The sequence below is a fragment of the Neobacillus niacini genome (genome assembly GCF_031456445.1).
GTDB lineage: Bacteria > Bacillota > Bacilli > Bacillales > Cytobacillaceae > Neobacillus > Neobacillus niacini_I.
Genome location: NZ_JAVDUQ010000004.1, coordinates 37182 through 52742, shown reverse-complemented (window position 1 = coordinate 52742; position 15561 = coordinate 37182). Strand labels below are relative to the sequence as shown.

The following is a 15561-nucleotide window of genomic DNA, read 5'->3' as shown; positions in this document are numbered from 1 at the left end:
TCTAACGTACATGATTTTCCGCCGTTATGGCAATAAACAATAATAGATGAAACTTTTTGTCAAAAAAAGTCGTCAATTTAATTGAGCCAGAGGGTGAAAAGGGTGAAGGTGCTTCATTTAAATGCTGGAGTGGAAACCGGCGGGGGAATGGTTCATATTCTTGATTTGCTGGAAAACATTCAAGAGACCGAAATCATTTTAGGACTTTTTGAAAAGGGTCTTATGTATGAAAAAGCATTAGATAAAAGAATTAAAGTAGTGCTTTTCAATCAAAAATCAAAATGGGATCTAACGCTTCTCAAGAAAATCCTATCTTTAATTGATCAAGAAATGATTGAAATAGTGCACACCCATGGACCGCGGGCTAATTTTTACGGCTGTTTTTTAAAAAGAAAAAGGCAAACACTAAGCTGGATCACCACCCTACATAGCAACCCGCGCCATGACTTTCTTGGCCGGGGATTGCCAGGTACTATATTTACCGCCCTTCATTTATGGGCATTAAAAAAACCAGATCATTTCTTAGCCATTTCCGAGCGATTTAAAAGTTTATTAGTCGCAGAAGGTATTGCTGAAAATAAAATTACCTCTATTTTTAATGGTATTGATTTTAAAAAAAGCTTTTGTACGGAAGAAATCTCGCGTAATGAATTAAACATCTTGGACAATGACTTCTTAATCATCATGGTTGCTCGATTATGTCCGGTAAAAGGTCATTCCATCGTGTTTCACGTTATCAAAGAATTAAGCCATCTGCATGACAATATCAAATTGCTCGTGGTAGGAACAGGCAGCTTAGAAACAGAACTAAAACAGCTTGTTTCACAGTTAGGAATCGAGAACCATATTCTTTTTTTAGGGCAGCGTCAGGATGTTCATGCTTTATATGAAATCTGTGATGTCAAATTACTTGCATCCTTTAGTGAGAGTTTTCCACTCGTCTTGCTGGAGGCCGCTCGTGCAAAAAAACCAGTCATCACCTCCGATGTCGGCGGTGTTCGTGAATTAATCCCTTCAAAAGAGTTCGGCTGGATTGTCCCTGTTAACCAAAAAGAACCACTGCTTCATGCAATAAAAGAAGCCATTCATTGTCGTGAAATGGGTAAACTAAAAGAAATGGGCATGAATCTTTATAACCATGCTTCGACACACTTCACCATTGAAAATTTTCGTAATAGTGTCCTTACAACCTATAAAAAGCTTGGATAGAAAAAGGGATCCATCGCGGATCCCTGTCTGGAAATGGTCCGTATTATCTTGAGAAAAAAACGGTTTTTTTGACATTATTTTTACAAAATGATTTCTTTAGACCAAACCAAAAACTATGTGTTATAATATACACGTTGTATTAATAGAAAAATATGCCTTGGTTCTAAAGTTCAGAAAGGGGCATTATATTCATAAGGAGGGTCTTTATGCTTTATTTGACCTTTTTATTATGTTTTTTATGCTCTATTCTTTTAACCCCAATTGTAAAAAAGTTGGCTTTTAAAATAGGAGCAACAGACAAGCCAAATCAGCGTAAAGTTCACCAGAAGATTATGCCGCGCTTAGGCGGATTAGCGATATATGTAAGCTTCACTCTTGGGCTGCTTCTCATGCATCCGAATAGCCCGTACCACGCAGCTATTGTGGTTGGGAGTATTATTATATTAGCTACTGGCGTTTTAGACGATATCTTTGAATTATCCGCAAAAATCAAGTTTTTGTTACAAATAGCAGCAGCCCTCATTGTTGTCTTTTGGGGTGGTGTCCATGTTGATCGCATTAACTTGCCATTCGGCGGGGAAATACAATTTGGTGCCATGAGTGTACCGATTACCGTCATCTGGATTGTTGGGGTCACCAATGCAATCAATTTAATTGACGGACTTGATGGCTTAGCAGCAGGTGTTTCATCAATTGCATTAATTACGATTTCTGCAATGGCGATTGTGATGGAAGATCCGTACGTTATGGCAATGGGTGCGATATTGTTAGCTAGTACATTAGGATTTCTTATCTTCAACTTCCATCCCGCGAAGATTTTCATGGGAGATACAGGAGCTCTTTTCCTTGGGTATATGATCGCTGTGCTTTCCTTATTAGGTTTTAAAAATGTAGCGTTTATCTCCTTCGTTGTTCCTGTCATCATTTTAGGTGTTCCGATTTCAGATACATTCTTTGCGATTGTGCGTCGCCTGTACAATAAAAACCCGTTATCTGCTCCGGATAAATCCCATTTACACCATTGTTTACTTAAATTGGGCTTTACCCATCGGCAAACGGTATTGTTGATTTATGCCATGAGTGCAATGTTCGGCTTAGCAGCGGTTATCTTTACGATGACAACAGTATGGGGTTCCTTCTTAATGCTGGCCATCATTTTGCTGGCAATTGAACTAATTGTGGAAAGCATCGGCTTAATCAATGCGAATTACAAACCATTGTTAAAAATCGTCCAGGTATTAGCAAGAAACCGCCAATAAATGAAAGGGCCTCGGAAAGGTCCTTTTTATTTTTTTGTTTTTTGATATTGCCTCGGGCGAATGTCTCTGATTGGAGACATTTTTCATGGGAAAGAAGAGAATTTTGTCGCCAATGGAGCTTGTAGGAGACATTTTTCATGGGAAAGAAGAGAATTTTGTCGCCAATGGAGCTTGTAGGAGACATTTTTCATGGGAAAGAAGAGGATTTTGTCGCCAATGGAGCTTGTAGGAGACATTTTTCATGGAAAGAAGAGAATTTTGTCGCCAATGGAGCATATAGGGGACACTTTTCAAGGATGAACCAGAAGATTTGTCTCCAATAATATAAAGCACCGCTTTTTCATTAAAAGACCCCGGCTGATTCCTTCAGCCGGGGTCTTTTTTATTATTGACTTGTTCCAGTAGTATCACTGGAAGACGTACTTGTTTTTCCAAGAAGATGGTTCTTCAAGATTAATTTCGTTTCGTCTAATGAGACTTGATCTAATTTATAATAATAAATTCCATTAATTGTATCATCGGAACCTTTAATCGTAAGTGATTGGGTATTTAAGCCGCTTCCCGCTTGTAAATATTTAATAAATGATAGCATTTGGTCAAAGGTTAAATCTGTCGTCATATTTTTACCAACTGCTTCAATTACCTTTGAATAATTGGTAACATTTTTAACAGAAGTTGCTTGTGAAAGAATCGCCTTCATAATTTCTTGTTGACGCTGCCCACGATAAATATCACTGTCATAATGTCTCGTTCTTGCTAAAGCCAATGCTTGTTCCCCGTTCAGATGCTGCATTCCTTTTTGTAAGGTAATCGCACCTTTATGGTCTTTAGAATCCTGCTCCGTAAAGGTATATGGAACATTGGCATCAATTCCACCAAGGGCGTTTATCACATCCATAAAGGCATTGAAATTCATTTTTACATAATAATTAATCGGCATATCGAGCAATTCTTCAACGGTATCAAGGGTAAGTTTTACACCGCCATAAGCATGTGCATGGGTGATTTTCGTGTAAATATTCTTTTCAGGAATATGAACATAAGAATCACGCGGGATACTAAGGAGCTTAATGGATTTATCTTTTTTATTAAAGGTAGCAACCATCAAAGCATCAGAACGTGGGTTGCCTTCTTTCCGTTTACTGCTGTCATCGACTCCAATAAAAAGAATTGAAGTGTTTTCTACTGGGACATTTTTAAAGACCCTTTTTGATTCCCGTTCAATCGGTTTGTATGATTTACTCATCACTGATTCTGCCTTGCTATAAAGAAAAGTGGCATAGGCTGCACCGCCTAATCCAATGACTAGTATAGGCAATAAGAACCAGGCTAAAAGTCTTTTTCTTTTTTTCTTAGATTTATTATTTATACGGTCTTGTCTATTTGCAGACATAGATGATCTCCTTTTCATTGTAAAATACTGTATGAAAACATACAGAACCATGATTAATTCTATAATATTTTAGGAGATTGGTAAAATGAAATTTTTTGTAAATCGTAAATTTTATGTTGTTTATTGTTGGAATTTGCAAAAATTTGTATTTTGAATGACAAAACGACCAATCGATTATTGGCCGTTTAAACATCTTCCTCCAGGTACAGTATTTCCCCTTCGCTGATTCTAGCTTGTCCATTGGTCATTTCTATCATCCAAGTGCTGAAATACTCAATTTCCCCTTCCTCAACAAAAACTTCAAATTCTACTGTATCTAAATAATGAATTTCTTTAATGGTATAAACGGAAGAACGCAGTTCATTTTCCAACTTACCAAGCCATGTATAATCGACGGTAACATGCATGACTTTCATTAATTTTCGCTCAACCATACCAGAAGCCGCAATTCCTTCTGAAGTTGCTTTTCCATACGCACGAATCAGTCCGCCGGCCCCCAATTTAATTCCGCCAAAATAACGGGTGACGACAACCACTGTATCCTTCAGAGTTTTCTTCTTTAATACTTCTAGAATCGGTACACCAGCCGTGCCGCTTGGTTCGCCATCATCATTGGCTTTTTGTATTTGATCGTTCTCGCCAATTAGATAGGCGGAACAGTTATGGGTAGCATCCCAATGTTTTTTCTTAATCGTCTGGATAAAATCCTGTGCAGCTGTTTCCGTTTCAACTCTTTTTATATGGGCAATAAAACGGGATTTTTGAATAACAATTTCATGTTCTCCGGATTCTTTTACCGTATAGTAGCGGGCGAGCATGATGATCCTCCTTCTATTTTTCTGAAAAAATATTTAGTGTAATATAACTTTAATATATGTGTAACCTTAGCATGGTATAATAAGTCATGTTTAATAGTGTAAACTTGTTAAAACTTATTATTAATAGTAAAAAAGTTATAGGTATCGTCCTCTTATTATACAACTTTTTTACGGAATTTGAGGAAGCAGTCAACTTCAAATTTCTATTTTGATACAATCCAGGGTAAATTATGTGAAAAGTAAAGATAGAAAAGCAGGTTACACCAAGCTTCTTATGGAGGCATTTTTATGAAGATAAAAAAAATTAATATGAAGTCGATTGATGAGATTCGTGAAAAAATGATTGAAACCGTTACTTCCAGTAAAACGGATATTTTTCAAATTGAAGAGCAGTGCCGCCAGGATTACGACAGCATGAGGAATGAGCTACAGACCATTAAGCATTTGGTGGAAAAACTTTCGGGTGAAGGTGAATCCCTTGAGGATCAGGTTCGGCAGGCTCGTTCAAGGCTTTCTGATGTGAGTATGAACATTAAACATTATTCAGAGGGAGAAGTCCGGGAAGCGTACGAAAAAGCGCACCAGCTTCAAATGGACCTTACTATTAATTGGCAATATAAGAAACAGCTATTGGATAAACGAGATGACCTTGAGCGAAGGCTGCTGGCACTGGATGATACCATTGACCGGGCCGAGCATCTGATTTCGCAAATTTCCGTTGTGATGAATTATTTAATGAGCGAAATGGGCGTCGCGCTCGAGGATGCAAAAGCGAAGCAAGATTTCGGCTTAAAAATTATTGAGGCACAGGAAGAAGAACGGAAAAGACTGTCACGTGAAATTCACGATGGTCCTGCGCAAATGCTGGCCAATGTGATTATGCGCTCAGATTTAGTTGAGCGGGTGTATCGTGAGAGCGGACCTGAGGCTGCTTTTTCAGAGATTCATAGTTTTAAAAAAATGGTTCGATCGGCTCTTTACGAGGTGCGCAGGATTATTTATGACCTTCGTCCTATGGCGTTGGATGATTTAGGTTTGGTTCCTACCCTCAGAAAATACCTGTTAACTATCGAAGAATATCATAACCACTCCAAAATTAATTTTGTGAATATTGGACTAGAACACCGTCTTCCAACTAAGTACGAGGTCGCATTATTCCGAATGATTCAAGAGTCGGTGCAGAACGCATTAAAACACGCCAATGCCTGCGAAATAAAAGTAACGTTAGAAATAACCAAGGCAGCCATTACGGTTCGTATTAAGGATAACGGGGCCGGATTTGATACGACTCAGAAAAAACCTGAATCATTTGGCATTATTGGCATGAAGGAACGGGTTGACCTGCTGGATGGCGAGATTATGATTGAATCAAAAATCGGCATGGGGACCTCTGTTACGATTCATGTTCCACTATCTGAATAACGAGTGGATTGAATTTGGGAAACCATTAACAAGAATTTACAATAATTTAAATAACGAAATCTTATTACGAAGGATTAGGGAGGCGAAGAAATTGACGACTAAAATTGCCATTATCGATGATCATCAATTGTTTAGAGAAGGAGTAAAAAGGATTCTCGAATTTGAAAAATCATTCGAGGTTGTTGCCGAGGGGGATGACGGCAGTGAAGCGGTTCGAATTGTAAAGGAATTCAATCCGGATGTGGTCATCATGGATATAAATATGCCGCAAATGAACGGCATAGAAGCAACCCGAGAGCTCGTAGAAAAATACCCGGAAACAAAGATCATTATTTTATCGATTCATGACGATGAAAATTACGTTACCCATGCACTTCAAACCGGTGCTCAAGGGTATCTTTTAAAGGAAATGGATGCCGATGCCCTCATCGATGCAGTTCGCGTCGTTGCAGAAGGCGGATCTTACTTACATCCAAAGGTTACGCATAATCTAGTGAATGAATACCGCCGTTTAACAGCAGGAAAGGTATTTGGCAGCTCTTACGTTCAAACAGTGGAAATCCGCCGGCCGCTGCACTTGTTAACACGCCGTGAATGTGAAGTTCTGCAAATGCTGGCGGATGGAAAAAGCAACCGTGGAATCGGGGAAGCCCTTTTCATCAGTGAAAAAACCGTTAAAAACCATGTCAGCAACATCCTGCAAAAAATGAACGTTAACGACCGGACACAAGCCGTTGTCGTTGCGATTAAAAATGGCTGGGTGGAAGTTCGATAGATTAAAATACTTTTTGAAGAGGGCACGCCTTTCGGGCGTGTTCTTTTTGTTGGATTCATTCTAAAAATAATGTAATTTTTTGATTCGCGGATAAAGTGTAATTTTATATATGGTGAATATCTATTACCTAGTAAAATGATACAATATAGCCGGATTTCGGATAAAATAGAACAACAAGAGTATAGACAAGGATGGTATTTTGTTATGAAAATAGCAGTTGTCACGGATAGTACTGCATACATCCCAAAGGAATTACGTGATAAATGGAAGATACATATGGTCCCGTTGAATGTTATTTTTGGAAACGAGGCATATCAAGAAGAAGTTGATCTTTCCGCTGAGGAATTTTATCAAGAAGTGAAGCAAAAAGGTCTGCCAACTACATCACAGCCGCCAGTCGGCCAACCGCGAAGCAGAAGCTAACGAGTGGAAGGCGGAGTTATCGGCATTGTATCCAAATGTTGAGTTTTCGATTGGTTATTTTGGCGCAGTGATTGGCACCCATCTTGGTGAAGGCGCGATGGGTATGGGCTGGATGAGGAAATAAGAAAATTGACCGGCACATAGAGTTGGTAAATTGGAACATATATTGCTTAACTTGGAACATAAATCGTGCGAAACGGAACATATATTGCTTAACTGGGAACATAAATCGTGCGAAACGGAACATATAACGTTCAAATTGGTATATAAAGTTGAACCACACCTAAAAAATGCCCGGGATCTACATGAAAATAGTCCCACCAATTAAAAAAAGGGAATGAAAAATACCTGAGCCAGGCTTTCGCCTGGCTTTTTGACTCCAAAATATTCGATTGGAACATAAAAATCGGTAAATGGAACATATATTGCCTAACTTGGAATATAAACCGGGTCAAAAGGATCATAAATAGTCTACTTGGTACATCAAAAAAGATTTTTCGACAATTGCAGGAATATATCAGTTACTGTCGAATTTTTTAAACGAAACTACCAATATCTCCTCGACAAATTCCTACTACAAACCCCAAAAAAGAAGGTGCCCCCCATGCGTTTCGCAACAAAAAACAATATCCTCGTTCCACAAAAGGAAGATTCCCTTCCGATTTCACACATCCGCAATATACCCCAGCCACTGCCTAATCCACACTTCAACTTTAACCCTGAACTTCAACAGCTCCTTACCGGTAAACAGCTTCTTATAGACGACATCCCATCTAATGAAATCCAAGCACATTATGAGAACGGCTATGCAACCTACCGTAAAGGCATTGATTACCTCGGGAAGCATCCAATTTGCAACCGTTGTGGTAATAAGGACCTGCAATGGTTCGCCCGCTTTCCCTGCTCACGATGCGGCGAGATATGTCTCTATTGCCGTCACTGTATTATGATGGGAAGGATAAGTGAATGCACTCCTCTTATCGGCTGGAATGGTCCGCCACCGGTTACTAAACTACCTGCAAAAATCATGGAGTGGCAAGGGAAACTATCTCATGGACAGCAGGTATCTTCAGAAAGTGTCATAGAGGCAATCCAGCAGAATAAAGAGCTGCTAGTGTGGGCAGTTTGCGGGGCAGGTAAAACCGAAGTCTTATTCCAGGGGATTGAGACCGCTCTTGTCGCACAAAAAAGAGTTTGCATTGCGACCCCGAGAACCGATGTCGTTCTCGAACTTACTCCACGTCTTCAAGCGGCTTTCCCTGGAATCCCCGTTGCCTCACTCTATGGCGGGAGCAAGGACCGCCATCTATACGCCCCGCTTACGATTGCAACCACACACCAGCTGCTAAGGTTTTACCATGCCTTTGATACCCTTATCCTTGATGAGGTCGATGCATTTCCATATACCGTCGAAGAGTCACTCCAGCATGCGGCAGTCCAGGCACGAAAGCCGGTTTCAGCGATGATTTATTTAACCGCCACCCCTAATCAAAAATGGCAGAAAGAATGCCTGCAGGGAAAAAGAGCCTATACCACGATTCCGGCCCGATTTCACAGATATCCTCTCCCAGTACCGCAATTTGTCTGGTGTGGTAATTGGCAAAAGAATCTCCATAAAAATAAACTACCCGCAAATGTGCTCCAATGGATAAAAAAACGAATTGAAAGCAATAAGCAGGCACTTGTGTTTTTTCCGCATATTCCTTTGATGGAAAAAGCACTCCCGATTCTGCGCCAGTTTGCCCCCACAATTGAGGCCGTCCATGCGGAAGATCCGGAACGAAAGGAAAAAGTCCAAAAAATGAGGACAAAGGAAATCCCTCTGCTTTTAACGACCACCATTCTTGAACGGGGCGTTACCTTTCCCAACATTGATGTCGCCGTGGTTGGCGCTGAAGATGACATTTTTACAGAAAGCGCGCTTGTCCAAATTGCCGGAAGAGCAGGTAGGAGTTCAGCCCATCCGAATGGGGTGGTCACCTTTTTTCACTATGGTAAAACGGATGAGATGCTGAGAGCAAAGCGGCAAATTGTTTTTATGAATCAGGAGGGAGTAAAAAAGGGACTAATTGATTAAAAGGGGTGAATACCGATGAAACTTTTCCAGCAGGACCGTTGTTATCTTTGCCATCAATCCATCCCGCCTGCAATTGGATGGAGGGCGATTTTTTCGGCAGAAAAAGATCATTTCATGTGCGCAGGATGTGAAGGGAAACTTGAAACAATTACAGGTGATATATGTAGGATTTGCTGCCGGCCCTTCCGCCATTTGGATGAGAAATTCCGCCTTGGAGAACTCTGTCATGATTGCCTGCGTTGGGAGCAGGACCCGCAGTGGCAAGGCAATCTTGTTAAAAACACCTCATTATTTCTTTACAATGATTTTTTAAAGGAAGTGATTGCGGTATATAAATTTCGCGGTGATTATATTGTGGCAAAGGTATTTGCAGACCGAATTAAAGAAGAACTTCAAAAAATGGAAGTTGATTTGCTAGTACCTATCCCCTTGAGCGAGGAGCGTCTTTATGAACGGGGCTTTAATCAAGCGGAAGCCCTTTTATTAGAGGCAGGCTATACTCCGACAGCTCTTTTAACCCGAGTCCACTCTGAAAAACAATCCAAAAAGAGCAGATCGGAACGGATTCACCTTCCACAAGTATTCGCAATTGACCCGCAAATCAATATCCAAGGAAAAAACATTGTTTTGATGGATGATATATATACAACAGGCTCAACCCTTAGGCATGCTGCAAAGCTTTTAAAAGCTACTGGTGCAGCCAGCATTCAATCGCTTACAATTGCACGATAAAAAAAGCAGCAGGTCTATCTGCCGCCACCTTCTCAAAAGCTAATATTTCATTTTAAGTGCGTGCTGGGCATTGTGAACATCCTGCCCAAGCAAAGGTCCTAAATCATAGGAAGGATAATAACCGTGTTTATGCATGTATTGATAGGCCCGTTCATGCCCATGAATCGCAGCAATTAACTGATTGGTAAAGGTTTTTCTTAATGCAGGTGTTGCCGTTTCCGTAATGGCGGCAGCCAGGCAGCGGACTAACTCTTTAGAGAAGGCCAGCAGATCGGCAGCAAAAAAGCTGACATCCTGACGGGTTTCTGCATCTCTCCCTTGATATCCTGGTGCCGAAGGGTAAAATTTGAGCAATTCATTTAAGTTTCCTTCAAGTTCCCCAATGCATGTTCTGTAAAGTTCGCTTAATTCCTGGTCTTCAACCTTTTTAAACGACATTTTTAGTTTCATTAATCCAATGGATTGAAACGCAACGATTTCGTGCAATTCCATTGTTTCATGCCATGCAAGTAATCGTCTTTCTTGTAGTGTCATTAGGATGCCTCCCATCATTTTTTCATCCTTTGTAGCCTATTCTATGGGCATATGTGTGGTAAATTGTCCTAAATAATATTAAAATCAAGTTATAATAAATTATCCATTTTACCCATATTTACCCATGCGTATTCCACTAAACGCATGTTTCCTACTATATATGCATTGTTTTTGTCATGAAATCGACAAAATAATGTACTGTTTTAGCAGGATATTCATAGGGTAAAATAGAAATGTATTTACATAGTTTTAAAAAAAGGAGGAGTTCACTTATGAATTATAACGTTCGTGGTGAAAACATTGAGGTAACTCCAGCAATTCGCGAGTATGTTGAAAAGAAAATTTCAAAATTAGAAAGGTATTTTACAGAAGCACCTGAAGCAAAGGTTAATGTTAACCTAAGGTTCAATCAAGATAAAACTTCTAAAGTAGAGGTAACGATTCCTCTTCCACATCTCGTTCTTCGTGCAGAAGAAACAAATGTAGATATGTATGCTGGGATTGACCTCATTTCTGACAAGCTTGAGCGTCAAATTCGCAAGCATAAAACAAAAGTGAACCGTAAATTCCGCGAAAAAGGCGATTTTCCAATCACCTTTGCGGTGGCAGAAAATACAGAGTCCCACGATTTTGAGGATGACGAACTTGAATTGGTTCGTACAAAACGCTTTGACTTAAAACCGATGGACAGTGAAGAAGCGATTCTGCAAATGAACATGCTTGGACATAGCTTCTATGTGTTCACCAATGCAGATACGAACCGTACAAACGTTGTATACAAACGGAAAGACGGCCGTTATGGCTTAATTGAAGCACATTAATAAAAAGAGAACGCAGCTCCAAACTTTGGGGCTGCGTTTTTATATTTCAATATACGATTTCGGAATATTCAGTGTAAAAGAGTTGCTAGACGTAAGGATTTTCATTATCATCCTTTTTATTGTAAGTAAAAAAATCGAGAGGAATTACCTCCCGATTTTTTGTTAAGGAGCAGGTGCTATTGATTTTTTAGGAGCATGGGCTGCCTCGATAAAGGATTTGCTTTCCCCACCATGACAGTTTGAACATGCCTTACTTTCAATATCCTTTTTGATTTCTTCCTCTGTACCTTCACTTATTATTTTATGACCCTGAATGGAATCATCTAGTGCTTTACCCGTTACCCCATAAATGGCTGTTTTTCCGTTATGGCACTTTAAACAGAATTCTCGTTCTTTACTTGCATCCCAATCACCAGATGTAAAGGTGAAAGCTGTATCTTGTTCTTCGTGACCTAACATTGATTTCAACAGCATGCGATTGGTCGACTGATGCGTTTCATGACATTCTGAGCAAGGTAAGTATCCATTCAGCTGACTGCCATCAACTGCCGTTATTTTGTGTTTAGAATCGCTATCCTGATAAAATTGAATAATATCCTTTGTTCCATCCTTCACTTCTTTTTCTTTATTATGGCAGGTGAAACATAAGTCATAATTATCTTTTTGCCCAACGGCTGAAAACCGCTGATAATGAGAAATCTTATAAGGATCAGGATCCTTTGGATCTTTTTCAGATGCCAATTGTCTTGCTAGGTTTTTATAATAGTTCGTATTCAGCTCATGGCATTTCTCGCAAAGCTGATGATTGCTGTCAATTTCACCAACCTTTTCTCCATCAAACTCATCTTTATCCTCATGTTTATATACAAAATGATCCTGTAATAAATTTGGGTTCTCTTCACTCCAAGTTAGATGTGGGTTATGGCAGGCTGTACACGTCCCTGATTTCATCTCATGGCCAGTAATTTGCTGTGTTTCATGCTTCGACTTAATATCTGAATTAACATTTTCAAAGACGGGCGCTGATGTACCATCATGGCAGGCCATACAATAACTATTTTCTAAGTTTTTGGTATTTCTGTTTTTAATCTCTAAGCTTTTGTTATCCCCATAATGGGGGCTATGGCAAATAGAACAATTATTAACATTATTTGTGTAGTAGCCATGTGGCTGCGACGTCCAATCAGAAAAGTCCTTAAATTCACCCGAATCAGTTTTGTATTTCTGATCATATAAAAATAAATTATTTACAGTAGTACTGACGGTTGTGAATTTCCTAATAATTGGATATGGAGGGGTACCCTCGTCATCCACATAGGAGGAATTATATAAAATATAATAAGTTGTGCTTGGTGACAAATCCTTCAATTTTAGCTCTATTTGATTTTGGGTATTTATGGTGACGTCTCCTGAAATTTGTTTCTCATTATTAAAAACAGCTATTGGGCTATATTGATCTGGATGGTCAAGAATAAGTTGTTCCAAAGCATCGTTATTCGTAACTTCAACGGTTAGGGTTGGGTTCAACGAGATATGTGTTAAATCATCATTTTTTATGATATCAATTGATTTGGATACTTCTTCTATTTTTTCATTTCCATCAACTATTTCTTTTTTTTGTGTAATAAAAGCTGTAATGGAAAGAGACTTTATATGAATACGGTCATCTTTTACCGGGTATTTTTCTGATTCAATCGAGCTGTCGCTTGCTTTAATATAATAGTTGCTAGCTTTTTCCGTTAAAACTTTTTTCATTGTCCAATTTCCATCTGCAGATGGTGTTAATGGAGAATCAAATTGTGGTTGATCTTTTGAATCAAATAATTGTAATGTTACATTTTCTAAGGGGGTTTGATCATCGGAAACAGTTCCGGTAATCGTAGTTTCATCTCCATCTACATTAACATTGTTAATCAAAATAGAAGGAGGGGAATTTGGGGGAGGATCCTCAGCAAGAGTTTTAATCGGTAAGGTAAGGGAGTATATAAGGATTAAAATCATTATATAAAGGATATTAACTTGTTTATTGTTCTTTAAAGATTTCATAATGGGCTCATTCCTTTAGGCTGAGATCAGTTATCAATGTAAACAAATTAATTAATTGAAATATAAAAATTTCGAGAATCTACATTATTATTATACTTCTATTGATAAAGTAAATGGATAACAGAACTGTGAATAATATTTGTTTCTTTTGTGAAGGGAATATTGACAGATTTGTGAATACCTACCTATAATAATAAAGAAAACAGCCTACCGAAGTAAGCTGTTTTTAGTTAAAATTTATATTCTCCATTCAGGAGCTATCAAATAGTGGGGCTATTTGGTAGCTTTTTTTTAATAGTCAAACTCGATACCGTTACGATCTGCATCAACACCAGGAGTTGGGTTGTATTGGTAAGTGTCAGTGTTTCTTGTTCCTTCTGAGTGAGAAGAGGTATGACATCCCCAACATACAGCCATGTTCGTGTAACGTTTTAGAGCAGAAGATGGGTTCTTATCAAGTAAATAGTCTTTAACCATTGTAGTACGAGCTTCACCTGTTACACCTGGGAAGTAGTTTGTAGTATCGTCTAAAATGTTTTGGTAAGTTAAACCACGAGCATCACGCATTACAGTTACATCAGTACCATGTGCATAGTGACAACGTACGCAAGTGTAGCTGTCTGATGTTGTGGTGTGGCGATATGCATGATCAAATGTACCAGTTTCTTTTCCAGAGCCAGCTAGGTAGTCAGTGTGACAAGCAGAACAGAAAGTTGACATTGCAACCCCTCTGTTTGCTACATAACCTGGGTTAGAAGATCCATCAGCTTTTTTACTTGCCCATAGAGAAGATGCTGTAGTTGTTGTTACATTATTTGCATTAGGTGCTGAAACGTCTAACTTAACTACATAACCACGAGCAACGTTACCGGAAGTTAATGATTTAACAGTTGTAACTAAAGCTGTTTTGGAAGCAGGAACCCCGGCAAAACCGTTACCTAAAATTTCGCCTTTTTTCAATTGATCAGTATCGAATACTTCTTTACCAGTAGTATCTTTGAATGCTGTCCAGTAATGTTTGACATGGTTTTCATCGAATTCATAACCATGTAACCATGGATCTGTATCGTTTACATATTTCGTGCCGTTCCACTTCATTAATTGAAGAATAGTATCGCCAGTTGTTAAGCCTTTTGCAGAATAAGCAGCATCAACAGTTGTTCCAATATCGAAACGATAAAGAACATAGTTTATTGTTACATCTGCGCCAGTTGCATCCTTGTAAGTAACGTCTGCACCAGTAACTTTAGATGAGATGTCAGATACAACAGGAACGTTTTCTAAACGCTTACCACCATCTTTAACAAGTGTGTTACCCATTTCGTTTGGATTTTCATGTAATAAGCGGTCAGAGTAAGAACCGTGCGGTGCGTGACAGCTTGCACAAGTAAATTCTTCTTCCCAGTTGCCTGTACCGTCTTTATCTCCACCAGGAGCAGCTTTCAATTCAACAGTACCGTTTGCTAAGTGAACAGACATATTGCCATCATGCGTTCCGCCGAATGTACCAGCAGAGTTAGAACCAGTGAAAACATTATAGAAACCTAATGTACCATCATGACAAGCTGTACAAGTGGCATATTCGCCATTTTTGAACAATAAATTCTTAGATGCACCTGTGTGTGTTTGGTGACAGCTGGCACAGGAGTTCGTGTTGTTCATGTAAGAACCGTGTGTACGTTGTGTTCCGTGTGTACCAGTATTGTCTTTAACCATGTCTTTAGACTTAATAACCTGGTCAAAATTAGCATTTTGACCGCCAACACCAGAACCAGTTTTGTTATCGTTGATAAGTCCGTTATCATTTGTTGCGTCATCTGGAGCCAAACCATTTTGAACATCTGCAGGATCCCCGGGTGGTGTAACTACAGGGTTACTACCTGCAGCGAAAGCTACTACGCTAAACATTCCCACAAAAAGCAATGTAAGCAGGAATGAAAAGCCTAATTTGACCTTACTCATTCCAAAAACCTCCCTTGTTACTTCTCTTTTTGACTCTCTCTTTTTAAAACTACAAATCTAAAACCTATACAACCTCTTTTGAGGCACCAC

At 39.1% G+C, this 15561-nt stretch carries 13 protein-coding genes and 2 pseudogenes; 10 read left to right on the top strand and 5 right to left on the bottom strand.

The features are described from left to right. The first annotated feature begins 102 nt into the window (after nucleotides 1-102). The 3 genes from J2Y67_RS06150 to J2Y67_RS06140 all read left to right on the top strand — a co-directional run bounded on the left by J2Y67_RS06150 (nucleotide 103) and on the right by J2Y67_RS06140 (nucleotide 2791). Entirely contained in the window at nucleotides 103-1209 is a 1107-nt protein-coding gene (locus J2Y67_RS06150) for a glycosyltransferase (RefSeq protein ID WP_310171838.1), read from the top strand. 206 nt (nucleotides 1210-1415) lie between these two features. Then, entirely contained in the window at nucleotides 1416-2468 is a 1053-nt protein-coding gene (locus J2Y67_RS06145) for a glycosyltransferase family 4 protein (protein WP_310171835.1), read from the top strand. A 137-nt stretch (nucleotides 2469-2605) separates the two neighbouring features. Next, entirely contained in the window at nucleotides 2606-2791 is a 186-nt protein-coding gene (locus J2Y67_RS06140; protein WP_310171833.1) for a hypothetical protein, read from the top strand. Between the two features lie 62 nt (nucleotides 2792-2853). Here the strand turns inward: J2Y67_RS06140 and J2Y67_RS06135 are convergent, their stop codons facing one another. Together J2Y67_RS06135 and J2Y67_RS06130 are read right to left on the bottom strand one after the other, a co-directional pair. Next, nucleotides 2854-3861, bottom strand: coding sequence for an LCP family protein (locus tag J2Y67_RS06135; protein WP_310171831.1), 1008 nt, complete (start codon nucleotides 3859-3861; stop codon nucleotides 2854-2856). A 185-nt stretch (nucleotides 3862-4046) separates the two neighbouring features. Continuing rightward, nucleotides 4047-4679, bottom strand: a complete 633-nt coding sequence (locus J2Y67_RS06130; protein WP_310171829.1) for a YigZ family protein — start codon at nucleotides 4677-4679, stop codon at nucleotides 4047-4049. 288 nt (nucleotides 4680-4967) lie between these two features. On the opposite strand from J2Y67_RS06130, the gene J2Y67_RS06125 reads away from it, so the two are divergent. The 6 genes and pseudogenes from J2Y67_RS06125 to J2Y67_RS06105 all read left to right on the top strand — a co-directional run bounded on the left by J2Y67_RS06125 (nucleotide 4968) and on the right by J2Y67_RS06105 (nucleotide 10108). After that, entirely contained in the window at nucleotides 4968-6101 is a 1134-nt protein-coding gene (locus J2Y67_RS06125; protein WP_310171827.1) for a sensor histidine kinase, read from the top strand. Between the two features lie 91 nt (nucleotides 6102-6192). Continuing rightward, nucleotides 6193-6876, top strand: a complete 684-nt coding sequence (locus J2Y67_RS06120; RefSeq protein WP_310171825.1) for a response regulator transcription factor — start codon at nucleotides 6193-6195, stop codon at nucleotides 6874-6876. 204 nt (nucleotides 6877-7080) lie between these two features. After that, nucleotides 7081-7281: pseudogene (locus J2Y67_RS27930) on the top strand (DegV family protein); the annotation flags it as partial. Continuing rightward, nucleotides 7277-7423: pseudogene (locus tag J2Y67_RS27925) on the top strand (DegV family protein); the annotation flags it as partial. The pseudogenes J2Y67_RS27930 and J2Y67_RS27925, both read left to right, overlap by 5 nt. Before the next feature lie 480 nt (nucleotides 7424-7903). Next, nucleotides 7904-9376 (top strand): ATP-dependent helicase ComFA, encoded by a 1473-nt coding sequence (locus tag J2Y67_RS06110; protein WP_310171823.1) that lies wholly within the window; start codon nucleotides 7904-7906, stop codon nucleotides 9374-9376. A 15-nt stretch (nucleotides 9377-9391) separates the two neighbouring features. Beyond that, the gene (locus J2Y67_RS06105; protein ID WP_310171821.1) at nucleotides 9392-10108 is read left to right on the top strand and encodes a ComF family protein; all 717 of its coding nucleotides are present in this window, start codon (nucleotides 9392-9394) and stop codon (nucleotides 10106-10108) included. Between the two features lie 39 nt (nucleotides 10109-10147). On the opposite strand, the gene J2Y67_RS06100 is transcribed toward J2Y67_RS06105, so the two are convergent. Next, a complete protein-coding gene (locus J2Y67_RS06100; RefSeq protein WP_310171819.1) occupies nucleotides 10148-10642 on the bottom strand; it encodes a spore coat protein in 495 nt (164 codons plus the stop codon). Nucleotides 10643-10914: 272 nt separating this feature from the next. On the opposite strand from J2Y67_RS06100, the gene hpf reads away from it, so the two are divergent. Further along, the gene (gene hpf / locus J2Y67_RS06095) at nucleotides 10915-11463 is read left to right on the top strand and encodes a ribosome hibernation-promoting factor, HPF/YfiA family (protein WP_310171818.1); all 549 of its coding nucleotides are present in this window, start codon (nucleotides 10915-10917) and stop codon (nucleotides 11461-11463) included. A gap of 162 nt (nucleotides 11464-11625) precedes the next feature. Here hpf and J2Y67_RS06090 read toward each other — a convergent pair whose 3' ends face one another. Beyond that, complete coding sequence (locus J2Y67_RS06090) at nucleotides 11626-13380, bottom strand: cytochrome c3 family protein (RefSeq protein WP_310171816.1); 1755 nt, start codon at nucleotides 13378-13380, stop codon at nucleotides 11626-11628. Between the two features lie 420 nt (nucleotides 13381-13800). After that, nucleotides 13801-15471: a cytochrome c3 family protein gene (locus J2Y67_RS06085; protein ID WP_310171813.1), complete on the bottom strand. Its 1671-nt coding sequence runs from the start codon at nucleotides 15469-15471 to the stop codon at nucleotides 13801-13803. Nucleotides 15472-15561: the final 90 nt, after the last annotated feature.

What these genes read in the sequence shown, in the direction of transcription:
- hpf (WP_310171818.1), top strand. Translation starts at nt 10,915, where the DNA reads ATGAATTATAACGTTCGTGGTGAAAACATTGAGGTAACTCCAGCAATT.
- J2Y67_RS06085 (WP_310171813.1), bottom strand. Translation starts at nt 15,471, where the DNA reads ATGAGTAAGGTCAAATTAGGCTTTTCATTCCTGCTTACATTGCTTTTT.
- J2Y67_RS06110 (WP_310171823.1), top strand. Translation starts at nt 7,904, where the DNA reads ATGCGTTTCGCAACAAAAAACAATATCCTCGTTCCACAAAAGGAAGAT.
- J2Y67_RS06130 (WP_310171829.1), bottom strand. Translation starts at nt 4,679, where the DNA reads ATGCTCGCCCGCTACTATACGGTAAAAGAATCCGGAGAACATGAAATT.
- J2Y67_RS06145 (WP_310171835.1), top strand. Translation starts at nt 1,416, where the DNA reads ATGCTTTATTTGACCTTTTTATTATGTTTTTTATGCTCTATTCTTTTA.
- J2Y67_RS06135 (WP_310171831.1), bottom strand. Translation starts at nt 3,861, where the DNA reads ATGTCTGCAAATAGACAAGACCGTATAAATAATAAATCTAAGAAAAAA.
- J2Y67_RS06100 (WP_310171819.1), bottom strand. Translation starts at nt 10,642, where the DNA reads ATGACACTACAAGAAAGACGATTACTTGCATGGCATGAAACAATGGAA.
- J2Y67_RS06125 (WP_310171827.1), top strand. Translation starts at nt 4,968, where the DNA reads ATGAAGATAAAAAAAATTAATATGAAGTCGATTGATGAGATTCGTGAA.
- J2Y67_RS06105 (WP_310171821.1), top strand. Translation starts at nt 9,392, where the DNA reads ATGAAACTTTTCCAGCAGGACCGTTGTTATCTTTGCCATCAATCCATC.
- J2Y67_RS06140 (WP_310171833.1), top strand. Translation starts at nt 2,606, where the DNA reads ATGGGAAAGAAGAGAATTTTGTCGCCAATGGAGCTTGTAGGAGACATT.